The 20,166-nt window shown below is 62.8% G+C and carries 18 protein-coding genes; 10 read left to right on the top strand and 8 right to left on the bottom strand.

The window, feature by feature from the left end; genetic code table 11:
* Nucleotides 1-44 precede the first annotated feature (44 nt).
* Both PPGU16_RS20605 and PPGU16_RS20610 read left to right on the top strand, forming a co-directional pair.
* Nucleotides 45-1,841, top strand: coding sequence for an acyl-CoA synthetase (locus PPGU16_RS20605; RefSeq protein WP_197986850.1), 1,797 nt, complete (start codon nt 45-47; stop codon nt 1,839-1,841).
* A gap of 421 nt (nt 1,842-2,262) precedes the next feature.
* Nucleotides 2,263-2,499: a hypothetical protein gene (locus PPGU16_RS20610; protein ID WP_180724617.1), complete on the top strand. Its 237-nt coding sequence runs from the start codon at nt 2,263-2,265 to the stop codon at nt 2,497-2,499.
* A gap of 88 nt (nt 2,500-2,587) precedes the next feature.
* Here PPGU16_RS20610 and PPGU16_RS20615 read toward each other — a convergent pair whose 3' ends face one another.
* The gene (locus PPGU16_RS20615; protein WP_243460647.1) at nt 2,588-2,956 is read right to left on the bottom strand and encodes a hypothetical protein; all 369 of its coding nucleotides are present in this window, start codon (nt 2,954-2,956) and stop codon (nt 2,588-2,590) included.
* Nucleotides 2,957-3,079: 123 nt separating this feature from the next.
* Between PPGU16_RS20615 and PPGU16_RS20620 the strand changes: the two genes are divergently transcribed.
* The 6 genes from PPGU16_RS20620 to PPGU16_RS20645 all read left to right on the top strand — a co-directional run bounded on the left by PPGU16_RS20620 (nt 3,080) and on the right by PPGU16_RS20645 (nt 11,955).
* Complete coding sequence (locus PPGU16_RS20620; RefSeq protein ID WP_180724619.1) at nt 3,080-3,871, top strand: phytanoyl-CoA dioxygenase family protein; 792 nt, start codon at nt 3,080-3,082, stop codon at nt 3,869-3,871.
* A gap of 182 nt (nt 3,872-4,053) precedes the next feature.
* A complete protein-coding gene (locus PPGU16_RS20625) occupies nt 4,054-4,746 on the top strand; it encodes a gamma-glutamylcyclotransferase (RefSeq protein ID WP_180724620.1) in 693 nt (230 codons plus the stop codon).
* Between the two features lie 28 nt (nt 4,747-4,774).
* On the top strand, nt 4,775-5,752 hold the full coding sequence (locus PPGU16_RS20630; protein WP_180724621.1) for a LysR family transcriptional regulator: 978 nt from the start codon (nt 4,775-4,777) through the stop codon (nt 5,750-5,752).
* Nucleotides 5,753-5,947: 195 nt separating this feature from the next.
* A complete protein-coding gene (locus PPGU16_RS20635; protein WP_180724622.1) occupies nt 5,948-7,123 on the top strand; it encodes an efflux RND transporter periplasmic adaptor subunit in 1,176 nt (391 codons plus the stop codon).
* Between the two features lie 18 nt (nt 7,124-7,141).
* On the top strand, nt 7,142-10,399 hold the full coding sequence (locus PPGU16_RS20640; RefSeq protein ID WP_180724623.1) for an efflux RND transporter permease subunit: 3,258 nt from the start codon (nt 7,142-7,144) through the stop codon (nt 10,397-10,399).
* An 11-nt stretch (nt 10,400-10,410) separates the two neighbouring features.
* Nucleotides 10,411-11,955: an efflux transporter outer membrane subunit gene (locus PPGU16_RS20645; protein WP_180724624.1), complete on the top strand. Its 1,545-nt coding sequence runs from the start codon at nt 10,411-10,413 to the stop codon at nt 11,953-11,955.
* Nucleotides 11,956-12,480: 525 nt separating this feature from the next.
* Here PPGU16_RS20645 and PPGU16_RS20650 read toward each other — a convergent pair.
* Together PPGU16_RS20650 and PPGU16_RS20655 are read right to left on the bottom strand one after the other, a co-directional pair.
* Nucleotides 12,481-13,392 carry a LysR family transcriptional regulator gene (locus tag PPGU16_RS20650; RefSeq protein ID WP_180724625.1) on the bottom strand — a complete coding sequence of 304 codons (912 nt, stop codon included), beginning with the start codon at nt 13,390-13,392 and terminating at the stop codon, nt 12,481-12,483.
* An 87-nt stretch (nt 13,393-13,479) separates the two neighbouring features.
* A complete protein-coding gene (locus tag PPGU16_RS20655; protein WP_180724626.1) occupies nt 13,480-15,054 on the bottom strand; it encodes an MFS transporter in 1,575 nt (524 codons plus the stop codon).
* 314 nt (nt 15,055-15,368) lie between these two features.
* Here PPGU16_RS20655 and PPGU16_RS20660 point away from each other — a divergent pair, with 314 nt between their 5' ends.
* Nucleotides 15,369-16,010, top strand: a complete 642-nt coding sequence (locus tag PPGU16_RS20660; protein WP_180724627.1) for a glutathione S-transferase family protein — start codon at nt 15,369-15,371, stop codon at nt 16,008-16,010.
* Between the two features lie 105 nt (nt 16,011-16,115).
* Here PPGU16_RS20660 and PPGU16_RS20665 read toward each other — a convergent pair whose 3' ends face one another.
* Together PPGU16_RS20665 and PPGU16_RS20670 are read right to left on the bottom strand one after the other, a co-directional pair.
* Nucleotides 16,116-16,928, bottom strand: a complete 813-nt coding sequence (locus PPGU16_RS20665; protein ID WP_180724628.1) for an acetoacetate decarboxylase family protein — start codon at nt 16,926-16,928, stop codon at nt 16,116-16,118.
* A 48-nt stretch (nt 16,929-16,976) separates the two neighbouring features.
* Nucleotides 16,977-17,375: a tautomerase family protein gene (locus tag PPGU16_RS20670; protein ID WP_180724629.1), complete on the bottom strand. Its 399-nt coding sequence runs from the start codon at nt 17,373-17,375 to the stop codon at nt 16,977-16,979.
* A 226-nt stretch (nt 17,376-17,601) separates the two neighbouring features.
* On the opposite strand from PPGU16_RS20670, the gene PPGU16_RS20675 reads away from it, so the two are divergent.
* Nucleotides 17,602-18,480 carry a LysR family transcriptional regulator gene (locus tag PPGU16_RS20675; RefSeq protein WP_180724630.1) on the top strand — a complete coding sequence of 293 codons (879 nt, stop codon included), beginning with the start codon at nt 17,602-17,604 and terminating at the stop codon, nt 18,478-18,480.
* Nucleotides 18,481-18,513: 33 nt separating this feature from the next.
* Here the strand turns inward: PPGU16_RS20675 and PPGU16_RS20680 are convergent, their stop codons facing one another.
* The 3 genes from PPGU16_RS20680 to PPGU16_RS20690 all read right to left on the bottom strand — a co-directional run bounded on the left by PPGU16_RS20680 (nt 18,514) and on the right by PPGU16_RS20690 (nt 19,970).
* Nucleotides 18,514-18,894 carry a hypothetical protein gene (locus PPGU16_RS20680; RefSeq protein WP_180724631.1) on the bottom strand — a complete coding sequence of 127 codons (381 nt, stop codon included), beginning with the start codon at nt 18,892-18,894 and terminating at the stop codon, nt 18,514-18,516.
* Between the two features lie 200 nt (nt 18,895-19,094).
* Nucleotides 19,095-19,394: a hypothetical protein gene (locus PPGU16_RS20685; RefSeq protein WP_243460648.1), complete on the bottom strand. Its 300-nt coding sequence runs from the start codon at nt 19,392-19,394 to the stop codon at nt 19,095-19,097.
* Nucleotides 19,395-19,625: 231 nt separating this feature from the next.
* The gene (locus PPGU16_RS20690) at nt 19,626-19,970 is read right to left on the bottom strand and encodes a hypothetical protein (RefSeq protein WP_054935140.1); all 345 of its coding nucleotides are present in this window, start codon (nt 19,968-19,970) and stop codon (nt 19,626-19,628) included.
* Nucleotides 19,971-20,166: the final 196 nt, after the last annotated feature.

A 20,166-nucleotide genomic window follows, 5' to 3' on the forward strand; every position in this document is an offset into this window, starting at 1 on the left:
CACCATAGCCGGTCACATCGACTGATCAGCGAGCTTCGAGCCCCATGGCCTTCAGATCTCTGCTCGACGTCCAGCAAGCCGAGTCGGTCCCGCTCGAAGCGCGCGGGCTCGCCACCAGCACGTACGAAACCATTCGACGCAGCGCGCAGGCGCATCCCGATTCGCCAGCATTGAGTTTCTTCTTCGACGCGCAGCACTTCAAGCAGACGCACCACTGGAACTACGCGCAGTTCTTCGCGGACATCACCCGCGCGGCCAATGCCTTTCATGCACTCGGCGTCGGACGCGACGACGTGATCGTGTTCGTTTTGCCGAACTTGCCCGAAACACACTTCACGATCTGGGGCGGTGAAGCGGCGGGCATCGTGATGGCCATCAATCCGTTACTGGATGGCGAGCAGATCGCAGCACTCATCGACACTGCGCGAGCCCAAGTGCTGGTCACGCTGGCGCCGACTCCCGGCACCGATCTCTGGCCCAAGCTCATGCCGCATCTGGCGCAGTTGCCGACCTTGCGCGATATCGTCTGGGTCAATCTCGCGCCATACGTCAGCACAGGTAAAGGACTCACACTCCGTCTGATTGCCGCGGCGGAAAAAATGCGCCACCAGGGCCGGCGGATTCACGATCTGCGGTCGCTGATGCACCGGCAACCCGCAGACCGCCTGACGAGCGAACGCCAGTTCGCCAGTGATGACACCGCTTCATATCTATGCACTGGCGGAACGACGGGCCTGCCGAAGATCGCCGTGCGCACGCACGGCGCCGAGGTGTTCGATGCCTGGTCGACGTCGGCACATATGGAGTTCGGCGATACCCGCAAGACCAACTTCTGCGGGTTGCCGCTATTCCATGCGAACGGCCAGATGGTGACGGGACTGATGGCATGGATGAACGCACATCACGTCGTTCTCGGAACGCCTCAGGGCTATCGCGGCGCAGGCGTGCTCCCGAGCTTCTGGGCGATCGCAGAGCACTACCGCATCAATTTCTTCACCGGCGTGCCGACCGTGTACGCGGCGCTGCTGCAGTATCCCGACGATTCGCGCGATCTCTCGTCCCTGGAGTTCGCGATTTGCGGCGCAGCGCCGATGCCCGTCGAACTGTTCCGCGAATTCGAGCGGCGCACGCACATCCGTATTCTCGAAGGCTACGGGCTCACCGAAGGCACCTGTGTGACTTCCTGCAATCCGCCGGACGGCGACCGGCTGCCTGGATCGATTGGTATCAGGCTGTGCTATCAGGGCATGCGCGTCGCCATACTCGACGACAAAGGCCGCTACCTGCGCGACGCAAATGTCGACGAAGTGGGCAGCATCATCATCCCCGGCCCGAATCTGTTCAAGGGCTACCTCGAAGATCACCACAACGCAGGCATCTGGCTGACCATCGACGGACTGCGCTGGTTGATCACCGGCGATCTCGGTCGGCAGGACGAGCGCGGCTACTTCTGGCTGACGGGGCGCAACAAGGAACTGATCATCCGCGGCGGGCACAACATCGAGCCGAAGCTGATCGAGGAGCCGCTCCAGGCGCACCCCGCCGTCGCGATGGTGGCGGCCGTCGGCGCGCCCGATGCGTACGCGGGCGAAGTGCCCGTCGCCTATGTCCAGCTCCGCGCCGGACATCACGCGACGGAAAGCGAGCTGCTGTCTTTCGCCTCGCAGACGATTCATGAACGGGCCGCCGTGCCCAAACGCATCGAAATCGTCGAAAGCCTGCCTGTCACGGCCGTTGGCAAGATCTACAAGCCCGCGCTGGTTCAGCGGGAAATCAAACGGACGATTCTGGCAGAAGCGCAAGCGGCGGGCATCTCAGACGTTTCGGTCGAAGTCGTTTAGGACAGGCGCCGGGGTGTCGTGGCACGCGTCGCCGCCAAAGGACGACAGCAGGAATTCGGGCACCTGCTCAGCCGTTACGCATTCCAGGTCGAATGGCTGTGAACACACGCGCCGCTCGATGTGAGCGGCCGGAATCCCGCATTGCGAAATCATCGCCCGTGTCACAAAACTGCTTGCTGCATGGCAGCGTGAAAGCACTGCGCATCGGAAAAACCCTTTTCGCCTCGTGAAACGCCATCCACAACCAATTGATTTAAAACGCATTTTTATTCGTTCGGCGCGCCACACTCCCCGCTCGCGGCTATCTCCTTCTTCGGTACTCTCTTATACAAGAGGTGGATGCTCGACGACGACCAGCCGATCGATTGGCGAGCCGGTGCGACCCGCCCAGTGCTTTTTTCATACCGCTGGAGAAAATCAAATGTTGCACGTTTATGTCGAACCCGTACCAAAGGGCCGATGGGGGCCGATCGACGGATACACCGTCGAGTTCCAGGACGGCACCAAAGTGACCCCGGAGATCTACCGTTCAGAAACGCTCGCTGTCGGCGAGATCAAGTTGCGCGGCTATCTGCCGCTTATCGCGAAGGTGCGCATCACCGACAAGGCCGTCACCGAGCACTGGCAAGCGGCCGAACAACCGCTGCCGCAAGGCTGACACGGACCCACCGCGCACGTCCGTTGCGCGTAACGCGTGCTTCGCGCCCGTCATCCGGCGAAGCACGCGCTCACCCTTCCACCGAACATCACATCCCGGCTTGCTGGCGCAACAGCGCTGCTTCGCATGCGCCGCGGATCAGCCGGTAGCGGTTCGCGCGTTTGTCGATATGAATATGATCGGTGAAGGTAGCCTGCATGCCGGCCGGATCGACAAGGCATGCGTGGCACTCGGCGAGACGCATCGCGAGCGGCAGCGCCCGGCTCGACAGCATGACGCGGTGCGTGACATCGACCGCGCTCGAATCGGGCGTATGCCAGCGCCGCATTGCGTCGACTGCCTGCGACGGAGACAGCCACCATCTCGTTTCGGCGTAGACGAGCAGATGCAGCGCGACGATCAGCGTAAGCAGTTTGATCTGCGCTTCCACTTCACTGCTGAATGCGACTTGAGTCATGCGTGCGTTGCTCATCTCTCGCTCCCCACGAATCGATAAACAGCCCACCGCATGAATCAGGCCTGACGTCGCGGGACGTATTACAGTGGAGTCCACCATGACGCCATTCTTCCGGAGACGCCGATGAGCCGCTATACGACAGCCGAACTCGACTCGCTCGCGACGCAGTTCGACGCCGACGGAATGGTCGTGCTCCGCCGTCATTTCCCCAAAGAGACCTTGCTGAAGTGGCGCAACGCGTTCGACGCGCTGCTCGAACAGCGTCTCCGGGAAAGCGCGACGGCCGTCCGCGGACCGAACCGGCACTACATCACGCTGCCTTTTATGGGCGATTTCGCCGACGAAGCTATTTTTGCCGACCCCGACGTGCTCGCCATCGTGGAGCGCGTCGCGGGCGACGAGCCCGTCATGTGCCAACTGGCTTCCGACACGCCGCTTCATGGCTCCGACTATCAGGACGTGCACCGCGACACGCCGGCACTCTTCGACGGTTTTCCGGAAACGCCGTCGTTCCAGCTGGCCGTCAATTTCCCGCTATGCGATGTGACGCGCGAGAACGGACCGTTCGAGACGACGCTCGGCACGCATCGCATGCGTGACAAGGAAGCGCTGGAAGCGTATGAAACAGGCCGCGCACCGTTGCACACGATCACGATGGAACTGGGCGACGTGATGATCAGGGACGTGCGCGCGCTGCATCGGGGAACGCCAAATCTGACGCAAGCGCCCCGCCCCATGGTCGTGATCGGCTATAGCCGCAGCTGGTATTTCCGGCCGGAAGTAAAAATCGATGTGCCGGAAAACGTCTTTCAAAGCCTCCGCGCCAGAGGCAAGCGGCTTCTGCGGTATATGCCGCGTGTGGACAACGTCGAAGCCGTCGCAACGGGCGAAAGCTATACGAAGTTCGCTTATTGATCGGCTCCACGCGCGGCGTAGCTCACGTAGAAGCCCAATTGTCGCGCCTGAGTCGCCAAAGCGTTTCCGCAGCGACGGTTTATCCGGCGCGCTGCCGTCGTCATACTCGTGCCCATTCTCGGGACATGTCGCCGGTCACGGCGTCACGTCCCGATGTGACGCAATCTCCATGGGCGACGAAGATGGTGACCAGACAGATCATTGATTCAGGCGCATACCTGCAACATTTCGAGTCGCTGCCGGACCTGTGGACGCTCGAACAGATCGCCGCATCGCTCGAAGCAACGCTGCGGGACAAGCCGGCGGACGCCGCATCGATATGGATATTCGCCTATGGCTCGCTCATCTGGAATCCGATGATCGAGTTCGACAGGCGAATGGTGGCGACGCTGCACGGCTGGCAACGCAGCTTCTGCCTGCAGATGACAGCGGGCCGCGCAAGCCCGGACAACCCGGGCAGGATGCTCGCGCTGCGTCCCGGCGGGCACACGCGAGGCATCGCGTTTCGGCTACGCGACGCAACATCGAACGACGAACTGCGGCGCATCTGGATACGGGAGATGGTGCTCGGGTCGTACCGTCCCACCTGGGCGCCCGTCACGCTCGAAGACGGCCAGCAAACGCACGCGATCGCCTTCGTCGCCGACGAATCCCGCGAGCAGTTCCAGCACGATTCGTCCGTGCCGACGGTCGCCCCGCTGATCGGATGCGCGACGGGCACGTTCGGCACCAATGCCGAGTATCTGTTCAAGCTGCACGCGGCGCTGGCGGAATGCGGCGTGAACGATCCTTATGTCGACGCGATCGTCCACGCGATCGAACGTCCATTGCCGCACGACCCGCAAGCCATGCCCGTTTGCCGTGGCGAGCGTTGAAAGACGCCTCGACACGAAACACGCCATCATGGACAAACTTCAGGCAATGCAGGTCTTCACGCGGGTCGTGGACTGCAACAGCTTTTCCGGCGCGGCCGACGCGCTGCACATGACACGTTCGTCGGTGACGACGATCATCCAGAATCTCGAGGCGTATCTCAAGGTGCGTCTGCTGAACCGCACCACGCGACGCATCAGCCTCACGCCCGACGGCGCGGCCTACTACGAACGATGCGCGCGCATTCTTGCGGCGGTGGAAGACTCCGAAACCTCGCTGTCGACGGCAGCCCTGCCGCGCGGAAAACTGAAAGTCGACATGCCCGGCTCGATCAGCCGACTCATCGTCGTGCCCTCGCTCGACGATTTTCATGCACGCTATCCCGACATCGATCTGATGCTCGGCGTCAGCGACAAGCCCGTCGACCTCGTTCAGGAAGGCGTCGATTGCGCGATACGCATGGGAAATCTGCCCGACTCGACGCTCGTCGCGCGGCGTATCGGCACATCGGAGTTCGTCACTGCCGCCAGTCCGGACTATCTGTCGCGGTTCGGCGAGCCGAAGTCACTGCCTCAGCTCGATGCTCACGTGGCAGTCAACTATTTCTCGCGCCGCAACGGACGAATCATGGAGATGAACTTCATCGTCGACGGCGAGCCGATCGAAGTCCGCATGCGCTCGAAGCTCGCCGCCAATGATGGAGACGCCTACCTTCAATGCGGACTGCAAGGGCTTGGGCTGATCCAGGTGCCGCATTTCTTCGCCGCGCGCCATCTGCAGACGGGGTGCCTCGTCGAAGTGCTCGGCCAGTGGCGCCGCGCGCCCTTGCCTGTGTGGGCCGTGTACCCGCATAACCGGCATTTGTCGCCGCAGGTCAGAGCGTTTGTCGAGTGGGTGTCCGAGCGATTCGAAGGCTGTCATCTGCTTCGTAAAAACGCATCCGAAGCGATGGACCACGTCCGTCACGACAGCGTACGACCTCTGGTAACGGACCTCGTGCATTCATAGCCGGACCGGTCACGGCGACGCAGATATTGTCGCTCCACGAGATACAAAGAAACCACTCCCGCCCGCTTTATCCGCCAGTTCGGCCAGTCCATACTCCCGCCAACGCTGACAGCCCGCGAATCCAGCGGGCTCGCGCAGGAACGCAATTCGACCGTCTCTTCAATGATCCATTTACATTGATAAGGATATCTACATATGTATCTCAACCGAAAACGGGTGACCGTCGCGCTCGGCGCCGTCGCCTTCGTTGGCGCTGTCGCCGGGCTTGGCTATCTTCGCGGCCCGCACGCCGGCCCCGTCGATAGCGCCCATGCAGCCGATGCGCCGCCGCCCGCCGTCGAAGTCGATGTGGCGACGGTCGTGTCCCAGACCATCACGGACTGGCAAAGCTATTCGGGACGGCTCGAAGCCATCGACCGCGTGGACGTGCGCCCGCTCGTGCCCGGCACCATCGTCGCCGTGCACTTCAAGGACGGCGCGCTGGTAAAAAAAGGCGAGCCGTTGTTCACGATCGACCCACGTCCGTATCAGGCGGAAGTCGATCGCGCGGCGGCGCAAGTCGCGGCGGCGAAAGCGCGTGCTTCGTATGCATCGACGGACGCGGCGCGGGCTGACCGCCTGCTCGCGGACAACGCGATCGCAAAGCGCGACTACGACGAAAAACACAACGCGGACCGCGAGGCGTCGGCGGCCGTCAAGGCGGCTGAAGCCTCGCTCGAATCGGCACAGGTGAATCTCGGCTACACGAACGTCACAGCGCCCGTGACGGGCCGCGTGTCGCGCGCCGAACTGACGGTCGGCAACGTCGTCTCGGCGGGCGCCAATGCTCCGCTGTTGACGACCCTCGTTTCCGTGTCCCCCATTTACGCGTCATTCGAAGTCGACGAACAGACCTATCTGCAGTACCTGGGCCGCGACCGCAACGCAAAGGTGCCCGTCGCGATCGGTCTTGCGAACGAAGAAGGCTACTCGCTCAATGGCGCGATCAGTTCGGTCGACAACCGGCTCGACACGTCGTCGGCGACCGTTCGCGTGCGCGCCACCATCGACAACAGCGACGGCGCTCTCGTCCCCGGCCTTTATGCGCGCGTGAAAGTGGGCGGCGGCGAAGCGCACCCCGCGATCCTCGTCGACGATGCCGCCGTCGGCACCGATCAGGCCAAAAAATACGTGCTCGTCGTCGACGGCTCGAACAAGGTCCATTACCGCGAGGTCAGGGTCGGCGCACTGCATGACAACCTGCGCGTCGTCGATGCCGGTCTCAAGGCAGGCGAACGCATCGTCGTCAACGGCATGATGCGCGCGCGTCCGAACGACACCGTGCAGCCTCACGCCGTCGACATGGTCAACGCAGCGCGCCAGCCGGCGTAACGACGCGAGAGACTCATCATGAACATCTCAAAGTTTTTCATCGACAGGCCGATTTTTGCGGCCGTGCTGTCGGTGGTGATTCTTCTCGCAGGCGTGATCGCGCTGACGAAATTGCCGACGGCGGAATATCCCGAAGTCGTGCCGCCTTCCGTCGTGGTCCGCGCGCAGTATCCGGGCGCGAACCCGAAAGTGATCGCGGAAACTGTCGCGTCGCCCATCGAGGAACAGATCAACGGCGTCGAGAATATGCTGTACATGCAGTCGCAGGCCAACAGCGACGGCAACATGACGACGACGGTTACGTTCAAGCTCGGCACCGACCCGGACAAGGCGCAGCAACTCGTGCAGAACCGGGTATCGCAGGCGATGCCCCGCTTGCCCGAGGACGTCCAGCGGCTTGGCGTGACGACCGTCAAGTCGTCCCCCACGCTCACCATGGGCGTCAATCTCGTCTCGCCGAACGACCGTTACGACCTGACGTATCTGCGCAACTACGCGCTCATCAATATCAAGGACCGCTTCGCGCAGGTGCCGGGCGTCGGCGAAGTCGTGCTGTGGGGTTCGGGCGACTATTCGATGCGCGTGTGGCTCGACCCGACCAAGGTCGCCCGCCAGAACCTGACGGCCACCGACGTCGTGAAGGCGATACGCGAGCAGAACGTGCAGGTGGCGGCGGGCATTGTCGGCGGCGCGCCGATGTCGACCAACATTCCGCTGCAACTGAGCGTCAACGCGCAAGGCCGCCTGAAAACGGAAGACGAGTTCCGCAGGATCATCCTGAAGACGTCGCCCGATGGCGCGGTCACGCATCTGGGCGACGTGGCCCGCGTGGAGATGGGCGCATCCGATTACGCGCTGCGCGCGGGTATCGACGGAAAGAAGGCCGTTCAGATCATCCTCTTCCAGCAGCCCAATGCGAACTCGCTGCAGATTTCGGACGATATCCGGCGTCTCACCGCCGAAATGCAGAAGGACATGCCCGAAGGCGTCAAAGCCGAGATCGTCTACGACCCGACGCAGTTCGTGCGCGAAAGTATCGATGCCGTGGTGCACACGCTGTTCGAGGCCATTTTCCTCGTGGTGGTCGTGGTCATCGTGTTTCTGCAGACCTGGCGCGCTTCGCTGATACCGCTGCTCGCGGTGCCCGTGTCGATTGTCGGCACGTTCTCGCTGATGCTCGCGTTCGGCTTCACGATCAACGCGCTCTCACTGTTCGGCATGGTGCTGGCCATCGGTATCGTGGTCGACGACGCGATCGTCGTGGTCGAGAACGTCGAGCGCAATATCGCGGCGGGCCTCACGCCGCTCGAAGCATCGTATGAGGCGATGCGCGAGGTGAGCGGCCCGATCATCGCGATCGCGCTCACGCTGGTCGCCGTGTTCGTTCCGCTCGCGTTCATGTCGGGGCTCACGGGCCAGTTCTACAAACAGTTCGCGATGACGATCGCGATTTCCACCGTCATCTCGGCGTTCAACTCGCTCACGCTGTCGCCTGCACTGTCGGCGTTGCTGCTGAAGGATCATCACGCGCCGAAGGACTGGCTCACGCGCGCCATGGACCGCCTCTTCGGACCGTTTTTCAACCTCTTCAACAAGCTGTTCAATCGCGGTTCCGATGCGTACGGCAAGGGTGTCGGCGGCATCATCAACCGCAAGCTCGCGATGATGGCCGTGTATGCCGTGCTGCTGGGCGGCACGTTGCTGTTGGGCAAGATCGTGCCGGGCGGCTTCGTCCCCGCGCAGGACAAGGACTATTTCGTCAGCATCCTGCAACTGCCCGCAGGCGCATCGCTCGATCGCACCGAGAAAGTCGTGAACGAAATGGGCGATATCGCGCGACAGCAGCCGGGCGTCAAACACACGACGGAATTCCCGGGACTGTCGGTGACGGGCCTGATGAATTCGTCGAGCAGCGGCCTGGTGTTCTCCGTGACCAATCCGTCGAAGGAGCGCGGCAAAGGCGAAAAGGCAGCCGACATCGTCGGCGGACTGAACACGAAATATGCGGGCATCAAGGACGCGGCCATCGCCACGTTCCCGCCGCCGCCCGTTCAGGGTCTCGGCACGATCGGCGGATTCAAGCTGCAGATCGAAGACCGCGGCGCGCTGGGCTACGAAGCCTTGAACAAGGCCACGCAAGCGTTCCTCGCCGCGGCTGCGAAAGCGCCCGAACTCGGCCCGTCGTTCTCGAGCTATCAGATCAACGTGCCGCAGCTAAACGTCGAACTGGACCGCGAGAAGGCAAAGCAACTCGGTGTCTCCGTGACGGATGTGTTCGACACGATGCAGATCTATCTCGGCTCGCTGTACGTGAACGACTTCAACAAGTTCGGCCGTGTGTATCAGGTTCGGGCGCAGGCCGACGCGCCGTTCCGCGCGACGGCGGACAGCATCCTGCAACTGAAGACGCGCAACGACAAGGGCGAGATGGTGCCGCTGTCGTCGCTCGTCAAAGTGACGCCGACTTACGGTCCGGAAATGGTGGTGCGCTACAACGGCTATCTCGCCGCCGACATCAACGGCGGTCCCGCGCCGGGCTACTCGTCGGGCCAGGCGATGGCAGCCGTCGAGCGCATCGCGGCGCAGACCTTGCCGCGCGGCATCCGTTTCGAATGGACCGATCTCACGTATCAGCAGATCCTGACGGGCAATACAGCGTTCTGGGTCTTTCCGATCAGCGTGCTGCTGGTGTTTCTCGTGCTGGCCGCGATGTACGAAAGCCTGACCCTGCCGCTCGCGATCCTGCTGATCGTGCCGATGAGCATTCTGTCCGCGCTGTTCGGCGTGTGGCTCACGCGCGGCGACAACAACATCTTCACGCAGATCGGCCTGATGGTGCTGGTCGGGTTGTCGGCGAAGAACGCGATTCTGATCGTCGAGTTCGCGCGAGAGCTGGAAATTCAGGGCCGTTCCATCGTACAGGCGGCTATCGAAGCATGTCGTCTGCGCCTGCGTCCGATTCTGATGACGTCGATCGCTTTCATCATGGGCGTGGTGCCGCTCGTCATCTCGACGGGCGCCGGCTCGGAGATGCGTCGCGCGATGGGCATTGCCGTGTTCTTCGGGATGCTGGGCGTCACCTTCTTCGGTCTGCTGCTGACGCCCGTGTTCTACGTGCTGCTGCGCAAGCTCTCGGGCGGCAAGCGGCTCAGGGACAAGCACGGCCGCCGTCCGCACATTCATGGCCCGGACGAGCACGACAGCGCTGAACATGGCGCAAGCCGCACGCCGGCTGCAGCGGAGACGAAGGTCCGCGAACCGGCCTTGCAGGATTAAGGAGCATCATCATGAGAAGCACATTCTGGAAACGGGGTTTTACGGGTTCGCTGCTGCTCGGCGCGCTGCTGGTTGTCGCCGGCTGCTCGCTGGCGCCGACCTACGACGTGCCCGCGACGCCCGGCGTCAGCGGCGCCTTCAAGGAAGCGCCGCAGGAATCGCTTGCGGGCGAAGCACTGGGCGCCTGGAAGACCGCGCAGCCCGCCGAAAACATGGCCCGAGGCGAGTGGTGGAAAGTATTCGGCGACGCGAAGCTCGATGAACTCGAACAGCAGGCGCACGATGCCAATCAGAATCTGAAGGCGGCTGCCGCACGCGTGAAGGAAGCGCGCGCACTGAACCAGGCGGCACGCGCGGGCCTGTTCCCGACGCTCGATGCGGGCTTTGGCCCGACGCGGCAACAGGTGTCGGCGGCATCGGTGTTCGAGCCCGACGGCACGAATGTGCCGCAGCAAACCCTCTGGCGCGCGCAGGTAAGCGCATCGTACGAGGTCGATCTGTTTGGCCGCGTCGCGTCGAGCGTCGATGCTGCCAGGGCCGATGCGAAACAAAGCGAAGCGCTCTATCGTTCCGTGCTGCTGACGCTCCAGGCGGATGTCGCGCAACACTACTTTGCGTTGCGCGAGCTGGATGCGGAAGCGCAGGTGTTCGCGCAGGCGGTGTCGCTGCGCGAACAGGCGTTGAAACTCGTGCAGCGTCGCTATGCGGAGGGCGACGTCACGGAACTCGATCTGCAACGCGCGCAAGCCGAGCTTGCGTCGGCGAAGTCCGACGCGATGACGGTCCAGCGCCTTCGCGCCTCTTCCGAGCACAGCCTCGCGGTTCTGCTCGGCCACGCACCCGCCGAATTTTCGATGGCGGTCAATCCGCTCGAACCCGTCAATTTGCGGATTCCGCCCGGCCTGCCTTCGTCGCTACTGGAGCGTCGTCCGGATATCGCCGCCGCCGAGCGCGGCATGGCGGCTGCCAATGCGCGCATCGGCATTGCGAAGGCGGCCTTCTTTCCGTCGCTGACGTTGACGGGCACGGGAGGCTTCGAATCGGCGACGCTGGGCGATCTCTTCAAATGGAGCAGCCGCGCCTTTCTGCTGGGTCCGCTTGCAGGCACGGCCCTGAACGTGCCGATTTTCGACGGCGGCCGACGCAAGGGCAACCTGGCGAATGCGCGCGCTGTCTATGAAGAGGATGTGGCGAAGTATCGTCAGCAGGTTCTGGTTGCGTTTCAGGAAGTCGAAGACAACCTCTCCGACATGCGCATCCTCGAAACCCAGACGCGGACGAGGGCCGAGGCCGTCAACGCCTCGCAGCGCGCCGCCGATCTTTCCCGCAAGCAGTATGTGGAAGGCGCGGTGAACTATCTCGATGTGATCGACGCCGAGCGGACCGTTTTGCAAGCGAGACGCGCGTCCGTGCAGTTGCAGGGTGTGCAGGCCGCGTCGACGGTGAATCTGATCCGCGCGCTCGGCGGGGGTTGGGGGAATGTCATACCGCAGCCGGCCGTGCTGGGTGAAGCTGGGTCTCCAACCGCGACGCAAACGAAGGTCGCACAAAAGTAACGCTCCACGATGACAACGGTGAATAGGCTTTCGCGCCGCACGCATCAATCCGGACGGAAAAGCAAGGTCGGTGTCGTAACGGTGCAGACCCGTGTGACGCGACGGCCTACACACAGTTTGCCACCTGGGCGGCAGCAGCGATTCGCTGCCGCGAGCCCATGTACGAGTATTTGAAGTGGGTGAGGCGTTGATTCGAAGCGTTGGCAACGAGCATCAACCAGGGCGCTGCCGTGTGAAGCGTGGGGACGTTGGGGGCCCGTGGATAGGAACACGGGCTGGCGGTGTGAGCCGCTTTCTTTTGCCTACTTTTCTTTGCGGCGGCAAAGAAAAGTAGGTGCCGCCCCGCACAGGGGCAACGCGTGAAGCACGCTAACAAAACGCGGATGCCAGCAAAAGCAACAGCAACAGCAAAAACAAAAGCGAAAGACTAACGGCGTCCGCGCAGGACAAAACTCAACCGCCCCGGCCGCCACGCGCCCCTCAAATCCTCAACAAACCCTCTAGTTGAAGAGCAAACAACCCCCCCTAACGCCCCTCCCGCTGCAACGTCTCCGCAAGATGATTAACGACGGCGCGCGTTTTCGCCGCCATCTTCTGCCCGAGCGAGATAATCGCGTGCACAGGAGGCCCATCCACATCGGCACCCGGCAGCAGATGAACGAGCCGCCCCGCCTCAACATACGGAAGCGCCACGCGATCAAGAATCTGCGCGATGCCGAAACCAGCAACAGCTGCTTCGACGAGCGCCTGTCCGTCTGCAAGCACCAGCACCGGCTGCGGCGAATACTCGCGCACAGCCTCACCATCCTGCACCGTCCACGCACGCAAACGTCCCGAAGGCCCCCGAAACACGATCGCATCGTGAGCAGCAAGCGCGCCTACATCGTGAATCTCGCCGCGACGCGCAAGATACTCAGGCGAGGCATAAAGCCCGAGCCGCAGATCGCACAGCTTGCGCACCGTCAACTCGCTATCGTCGGGCAACGCACCGATACGCACGACGACATCCCAGCCTTCTCCGATAGGGTCCGACATCCGGTCGGTGAGCGCCACTTCGAGCGTGATCTTTGGATGCTTGTCGCGCAGTTGAATGAAGCTGGGAAGCAGCAGCCGGCCGAACCCCGCAGGCAGATCGATCTTGACGCGCCCCGCCGGTTCCGAGCGTCGCGACGCGAGTTGCTGTTCCGCTTCGCGCAGACCATCGAGCGCCTGTTGCGCGGCCTGTAGATAGGTCTCGCCATCTTCGGTGAGGCGGACTGCGCGCGTCGTACGCTGGAACAGCTTCGTGCCGAGCCGCGCTTCGAGGCGCTGCACCGCCTTCCCGACATTCGACTTGCTGCTGCCTATCTCTTCGGCCGCGCGGGTGAAACTGCCACTCTGCGCGACCGCAACGAAGACCGCGATCTCATTGATCGGTGCATCTGCGCGTTCGTTCATTTGACGATCGATTGGCGTGGAATCGAGGGGTTCGGCCACTTTAGCAGTTCCCTTGCGTTTGCGCGTCAGACAGCCGCGTGGTTCACGCTATGCGTCCACGGTGGCTTTCATCTGCTTTGCCCGCGCCTGCGCGTCGGGTTCGTCATCCTGGCCGGGCGTGCGACGGAGGAACGCAAACGTCGCCACGGCGGATAGCAGCGTGATGACGATCAGCACATGCAAAAGGCGCGTGAATGCATCCGCGTAACTCATCGAGAGTGCGTGACGGCTGGCTTCCGGAAGAATCGCCGCCGCATGGATCATGTCGCCGGCAACGACGCGTTGGGCCGCTTCCGCGATTCGTGCGCCGACTCCAGCGTCCGTATCCGGTACGACGTGCATCAGGCTCGTGTGCGCCAACGCCGCAAGAATCGCCGTCGCGATCGCGAGTGCAATGCCTTCGCCTGCCACGCGCGTCGTGCTGAAAATGCCGGCTGCCATGCCTGCACGCTCTTTGGGAACGACGCTGACGGACAGGCCATCCATCAGCCCCCACGGCATGCCCGCGCCGATGCCGATCACGAGCATCGGCATCACCAGCGCGGCCTTCGCTCCACTGAAATCGATGAGGCTCAGCCAGTAGAGTCCCGCCGCGGCGATCAGAAAGCCGATGCCGGACAGCACGCCCGCGGATACCCATCGCGTGAACGACGCGACGAGCAGCGGCACCACCAGCATCGGCGCCGACAGCGCGATCATCAGCACGCCCGCGTCGATTTCACTGAGCCCTTCCGCGCCGATGAAACGCAGCGGCAACATCACGACGAGCACGATATAGCAGTAGCACGTCCCCACCGGCAGAATCTGCACGCCGACGAATCGCGGATAGCGAAACAGACTCAGTTCCAGCATCGGCCGCTTCACGCTGGTCTCGATCACGATGAAGGCGACGAGGAAAGCGGCGGAAGCGATCAGCAGCATGACGACGGGCGCACTGCCCCAGCCGCTCGCCGGAGCCTGAATCACGCCGGACGTAAACAGAACGAGCGTCGCCGTGAAAGTGATCGTGCCGGGATAGTCGAGGCCCGTCGCGCCTGGGTCGCGCGTCTCGCGCATCCGCGGCACGCCGAACATGAACGCAAGCGTGCCGATCGCCGCGATGACCATGAAAATGGAACGCCAGCCGAAGTGCTCGATCAACACACCCGCCATCAACGGCCCGAACGCGAGGCCGATACCGAAGCTCGTGCCAAGCAGGCTGAACGCGCGCGTGCGTGCATGTCCATCGAACTCCTGAGCAAGGGAAGCCGCGCCGCTCGACAGCGACGCGGCCGCGACCACACCTTGTGCTCCGCGCAGCACGTCGAGCCACAACACCGATGGCGCGAAGCTCATCGCCGCCGACGTCAGCACGAAGCCGCCGAGTCCGAACGCAAACAGCTTCTTCCGGCCGAACTGGTCGGCCAGCGCGCCCGCCGCCATCAGCAGGCTGCCGAACGTCAACATGAACGCATTCGTGATCCAGGTCAGCGATGTGGCCGTTCCGCCGAGATCGCGACCGATGGCGGGCGTCGCGACAGCGCCCCCGGAAAAAGACAATGGCAAGACTAACGCGGCGAGGCAGACGGCTGACAGAATCAGCAGCTTGTTGCCCTCCGCGCCGTTGGACGATGGCGTGTGCATGATCGGGAGAGAGGCAGTGACAGGAGAGGAGCCGCCGATGCAAAGCTGCATCGCGGCTGAAAGACAGGGGCCCGATTATGCAGCCCGATACTCACCCGATAAACAACCGCGCGGTATTCAGTGCGTCTCCCATGACGCGACAATCGAAGTACGCATATGCCCCTGCCCGATTGTCGCTTGCGAAGCGACTCAGCGACGCTCCTTCCCCCGTTTATCGCATCGCCGAAACTGCCCATACTTCGCTGCAACGGTGCCGGCAACGGCGCCCCAACGAACCCGACCCTGACCGGTCCGCCCTACAAGGAATGACGACCATGAAGCTCTACATCGCCAAAGCAACCTGCTCGCTCGCCGTCCAGCTCGTCGCCAACGAACTCGGCCTCGCGCCGGAACTCGTGCACTTCGACGTGTTCGGCAAGTCCACGTCGAACGGTTCGACGTTCGCCGACGTCAACGCGTTGCTCTATGTGCCCGCGCTCGAACTCGACAATGAAAGCAAGGACGTCCTGACGGAAACGGTCGTGATCGCGTCGTATCTGGCGGACCAGCATCCCGCCTCCGATCTGATTCCGCAACGCGGGACGATCGAGCGCGTGCGCATGGATCAACTGCTGACGTTCGTCGCAACGGAGATCGCGCAAAAGCACATTCCGCTGATGCGCAAACTGATGACGCCGGAGGGCATCGAGTTCCATACGAACAAGCTGCTGTCGGCCTACGCCGCGCTCGACCAGCGTCTCGCCGATGGACGCCCGTATCTGACGGGCGAGCAGTTCACCGTCGCCGATGCCTACGTGTGGGCAACGATGTGGCATGAGCGTTCGGGTGTGAAACTCGACCATCTGAAGAACCTGATGGCCTACGTGGCGCGCGTCGAAGCTCGCCCGTCTGCGCAGAAGGCACTGGGCGACGAAGCGGCCGTCGTTGCGCGTCATGAAGAACGGCTCGCGGCTTAACAGCCGTTAAGCAGCACGCCTTCAACTGCGCAAAAGCCACGCGGCCCGGAAGCATGGCTTCCTGAGCCGCGTGGTTTCACTTCAATAGCGGCGTAATCGTCAATCTCACGCAGCCTGCGTACCGTCGACCAGCGTCTTCAGGTCCGTCACCGTGTACGACATCGACAGCCGATAGCCCGCGCCGACACGCACAGGTGCAAGGTCGGATATTTCTTCGCCCTCGGCAACCGGCAAGCTCAACTGCCCTTCGCCTGCCCACACGTCGGCCATGCGCGGATCGTCCATGATCGACATCACGAGTTCGTGGACGGCGGGCGTCTCATGCTGCCCGGCAGCCAGTCTCGGGAAGTGACGCAGATTCACGATTGGACGTCCGGCGAGACTGAGCCTCGACGGATCGTCCACCTTGCCCGTCAGCTTGACCTCTGCACGCGCAATGCGCTGGCCCGCCGTCGATGCCGTCGCCGCAAAGCGAGCACCCGGCGCGACCTGTGCAGCAGCGAGGCTGGGCGCCGCGAACGTGCGCGTCTGGTGCACGGCGCCGAGGCGCTTCGGAAAGCCTTGAATCAGGCCGCGCATCATCGCCGGGTCGTTGTCCACGAAAATGTACGGGCAGTATGCGACGGGCTGGCCTTCATACAACGCATCGACGAGCAGGAAAAACTCGCGGTACTGATAGCGCGCCGGGTCCAGCAGTTCATCGTTTTCGCCCGTGAACTGCCAGTCGACGAACAGCGCCGTCGCATGCCCCGGCGACGACGGATCGACGCTCAGACCCGCTGGCAACGTCGCTGCCACAGCGGCGGGATCGGCCCAGAACTCGACGATCAGAAAGTCGCCCGAATAGTGCCACGGCGGCGGCGGTGCGATGCTCGACAGACCACGGGGCGAAAGAGGAACGGCGTATTGCTTCGACATGATTTTCTCCAGAATCGAAAGTAGTTGAATGAGGTGGATTGCCGTGTTTCAGGCGGCGGCTGCCGACGTCGGGTTCTGTCCCGCGAGTCCGTTTCCTGGCGACCAGTTGTCGGCCGCCACCTCGATGAGATTGATGAACACATCGGCGGGATTGACGCCAGGGTTCCTGGCGAGCCGCGCCACGAGGTCCTGATAGAAGCGCTGTTTATCGTCGGCTGAACGGCCCGTTGTCAGCGTGATCTGGACGAGCAGCACGTCGGACGAACGCGCGAACGGAAAGGACATGTTGACGTGAAAGTTCGCGTCCTCGTGTTCGCGGACGGTCATGAAGAACGCGTCGGTATGCACGCCGAGCGACGTGTGAAGCGTTTCGTGGATACCTTCGAGTACGGCGGTGCGGTACGCGGCGGGCTTGCCGCTGCGCATCGATACGTGGGTCATTGGCATTTGAAGCTCCTGAAGTGCGTTTGCTTGAGACAAATCTTATGGCTGCACTTCGATAACAACAATTCATCGCAAAGCATTTCTGCGATGATTTTCACCAATGATTAAAACGTCGATTTTCTTTGTATTTTCCTCGTCAGTTAATGAACTGGGCGCAGACGCGCATCGCCACAGCGGGAACCAGGGCACTCGTCTATGATTTGAAGAACCAATGACTGGAGCCGCCAGGATGAGCACCGATTATCAATCGCCGACGCGTCGCCTCGACCTCGACGACGTTCAGGCATTCGTGCTGGTCGCCGACCTCAGCAGTTTCACGCGCGCCGCCGAGGTGCTCGACATCACGCAATCGTCGATCAGCCTGAAGATGAAGCGCCTCGAAGAACGGCTCGGGCGCCGCCTTCTCGAACGCACGCCGCGGCGCGTGCAACTCCTGCCCGAAGGCGCGGCATTCCTCGCCGCCGCCCGCGAATTGCTGAGCGCGCACGACCGCGCGCTAAACCCGACGGTGCAGGTGCAGCGCAGCCTGCGTCTGGGCATCATCGACCACACCGCCGCGGACGGGCTCATACCGTTGATTGCGCGCATTTCGGCGCAGGACCCTACATTGCGCGTGGAGGTGAAGATCGGCGCATCGAGCGAAATGCTCGCCGGCTACGACTCCGGCGAACTCGATGCCGTCTTCGCGCGACGCGACGCCACGCGCAGGGACGCGGAGAAACTGTTCGTCGAGCACTGTGGATGGTTTGCTTCGCCGCAATGGATGCACAGCCCCGGCGAGCCGCTGCGGATCGCATCGCTGTCCGCGCCGTGCGGCGTGCGCGCGAACGCGCTGAAAGCGCTCGATGAAGCCGGCATCAAGTGGACGGGGGTGTTCGTCGGCGGCGGCATCGGCACGGTGGGCGCAGCCGTGATGGCGGGTCTCGCGGTCGCGCCCATGACGCGGCGGGGATGCCCGCCGCGAGCCGTCGATGTCGGCAGCCGGCTCGGCTTGCCGCCGCTCGCGCCAATCGAAATCGCCGTCTACACACGCGTGCGGGACGCCGCCATGAGAGAAACGATCCGCAGCCTGGGCGCTGCGCTGCGCACCACGAACGCGTCGGCCTGAAGCGGCTGCGTCGTGATCGGCTCAGTGGCCTGCCTACTTCGACGCCGTGCGCCCGCCCTTCTCCACGCCGTCAGCCTGAGGACCATGCGCGGCGCACGCTTCGAGCGCAACGACGGCTTTCCTCGCGACCGCCGTCGTTTCGTCACACACCGCCCGCCGCACGGATTTCGGGCATCCGCCGTTGGCGGCGATCTCATCGAGTGCGCCCTTGGCCTTTTTGAGCGCGGCCTCCGGAGAACCCGTGTCCGCGATCAGCTTCGCGATGTTGAAGACGCTGCCCGACGGCAGTATCACGAAGTCGGGACAGGTGGACTCGGCGTGGACTGGCGTGGCAAGCAGCAACGCGATGGCCGCGGGCGCAACCACGTGAGCCAGCGCGAAGACACGTCCAATGGAGCGAGAGTAGATCGGCATGACGGGCGGCCTCTGAATGGACGTCGACGCTGTCGTCGGTTGAATCAGCGAGTCCGGGTCGCCCTTTTCTGATCGTTGACTGGCAGCGCCACGCAGATCGCATTTGCATCAAAAGTTATAGCCGCGCATCCTTAACGATTGCTTACATCGGCTGCACTTTTGGCTTTCTGCTTTATCCGGCGTGCCCGTCGGCTCATCCGTCAGAAGCGCGGGTGGCATTCGAACGTGAGTTGCGCCTCATGGGTTTCGAGCGAGCGCACGCCGCTGGACGACTCCGACACGACGCTCGGCACTTCGCCACGCTGCGCGCAAAAGTTGCTTGCGCTCTGCATGACGGCCTTGTGAGACCTCGCCCACGCGACGCTGCCGCCCGCCGCCGATGCATGTAGCGTATATCGCCCTGCATCGCCCGTCTCGACGACGGGGCTGGAACTCGCACACGCCTGCATCAGCAGCGGCACGAGCGCGAGAATGGCCGTGCCCACGGCCCGTCTTCGCATTGCGACTGTCACGCGTCGACTGATCAGATTAGTCAGACCTGACAGCGCCCGATCGACTCCAGATGTATTCACGACAACCTCTAAGCTGAACGCTCGCACCTGCACGATGCGGTGCGCGATAGTCGCAAAGTATGAATTGGCCCCGTCTCGCGATCAGCTATCGAAGTTGCAACACAGTGTTCACCCGGCGCACGCTTTGCCGCTCAGGCTTGGCATTTGCGCAACGCGCGATCAAAGCGCTTCCTGACACAACGACATCATCCGTTGCACCATCGTGCTCGCTTCGTTCAGTTCCATCTCGCTCGTAAAGAGCGCATTGACGCTGGACAGACGCACGGCGATACCGGCATCCAGCAGATCCTTGCTTGCGATCTTCAACGCGAACTGGCCGATCCTGACGCGGTCGAGCCAGTCCATCTTCACATCGTTTTTCGCGAGCCAGCGGCGGCAGCATTCGACGACGTGATCGACGCGCCACTCCTGTGTCAGCGCGTACGACGCCGCCGCGATGGCCACGAGGTAGCACAGCAGTTCGGGACGCGCGCTGCCCGCGTCATTGAATTCGGGTTTGAGCATGGGTTGTGGACCTCAATTCTGTTCGGCCTGTCTTCAATACGTATGTGCTGTAGCACTGAAAACAACCTGCGCACATGGCAGACGGGGCGACTCGAAAGAGCGCCCCGTCGCACCCGGTTCAGCGTGCGTAGCCGAAAGTCTACCCCTTTTTGCGGCCCCGCCGATTTACGCGCGCACCACTTCCACGAACATAAAC

It is taken from the genome of Paraburkholderia largidicola (assembly GCF_013426895.1).
Lineage (GTDB): Bacteria > Pseudomonadota > Gammaproteobacteria > Burkholderiales > Burkholderiaceae > Paraburkholderia > Paraburkholderia largidicola.

Excerpts from the sequence above, each read along its gene's own strand:
- PPGU16_RS20605 (WP_197986850.1), top strand. The coding sequence starts at position 45 with ATGGCCTTCAGATCTCTGCTCGACGTCCAGCAAGCCGAGTCGGTCCCG.
- PPGU16_RS20610 (WP_180724617.1), top strand. The coding sequence starts at position 2,263 with ATGTTGCACGTTTATGTCGAACCCGTACCAAAGGGCCGATGGGGGCCG.
- PPGU16_RS20615 (WP_243460647.1), bottom strand. The coding sequence starts at position 2,956 with ATGACTCAAGTCGCATTCAGCAGTGAAGTGGAAGCGCAGATCAAACTG.
- PPGU16_RS20620 (WP_180724619.1), top strand. The coding sequence starts at position 3,080 with ATGAGCCGCTATACGACAGCCGAACTCGACTCGCTCGCGACGCAGTTC.
- PPGU16_RS20625 (WP_180724620.1), top strand. The coding sequence starts at position 4,054 with ATGGTGACCAGACAGATCATTGATTCAGGCGCATACCTGCAACATTTC.
- PPGU16_RS20630 (WP_180724621.1), top strand. The coding sequence starts at position 4,775 with ATGGACAAACTTCAGGCAATGCAGGTCTTCACGCGGGTCGTGGACTGC.
- PPGU16_RS20635 (WP_180724622.1), top strand. The coding sequence starts at position 5,948 with ATGTATCTCAACCGAAAACGGGTGACCGTCGCGCTCGGCGCCGTCGCC.
- PPGU16_RS20640 (WP_180724623.1), top strand. The coding sequence starts at position 7,142 with ATGAACATCTCAAAGTTTTTCATCGACAGGCCGATTTTTGCGGCCGTG.
- PPGU16_RS20645 (WP_180724624.1), top strand. The coding sequence starts at position 10,411 with ATGAGAAGCACATTCTGGAAACGGGGTTTTACGGGTTCGCTGCTGCTC.
- PPGU16_RS20650 (WP_180724625.1), bottom strand. The coding sequence starts at position 13,392 with ATGAACGAACGCGCAGATGCACCGATCAATGAGATCGCGGTCTTCGTT.
- PPGU16_RS20655 (WP_180724626.1), bottom strand. The coding sequence starts at position 15,054 with ATGCACACGCCATCGTCCAACGGCGCGGAGGGCAACAAGCTGCTGATT.
- PPGU16_RS20660 (WP_180724627.1), top strand. The coding sequence starts at position 15,369 with ATGAAGCTCTACATCGCCAAAGCAACCTGCTCGCTCGCCGTCCAGCTC.
- PPGU16_RS20665 (WP_180724628.1), bottom strand. The coding sequence starts at position 16,928 with ATGTCGAAGCAATACGCCGTTCCTCTTTCGCCCCGTGGTCTGTCGAGC.
- PPGU16_RS20670 (WP_180724629.1), bottom strand. The coding sequence starts at position 17,375 with ATGCCAATGACCCACGTATCGATGCGCAGCGGCAAGCCCGCCGCGTAC.
- PPGU16_RS20675 (WP_180724630.1), top strand. The coding sequence starts at position 17,602 with ATGAGCACCGATTATCAATCGCCGACGCGTCGCCTCGACCTCGACGAC.
- PPGU16_RS20680 (WP_180724631.1), bottom strand. The coding sequence starts at position 18,894 with ATGCCGATCTACTCTCGCTCCATTGGACGTGTCTTCGCGCTGGCTCAC.
- PPGU16_RS20685 (WP_243460648.1), bottom strand. The coding sequence starts at position 19,394 with ATGCGAAGACGGGCCGTGGGCACGGCCATTCTCGCGCTCGTGCCGCTG.
- PPGU16_RS20690 (WP_054935140.1), bottom strand. The coding sequence starts at position 19,970 with ATGCTCAAACCCGAATTCAATGACGCGGGCAGCGCGCGTCCCGAACTG.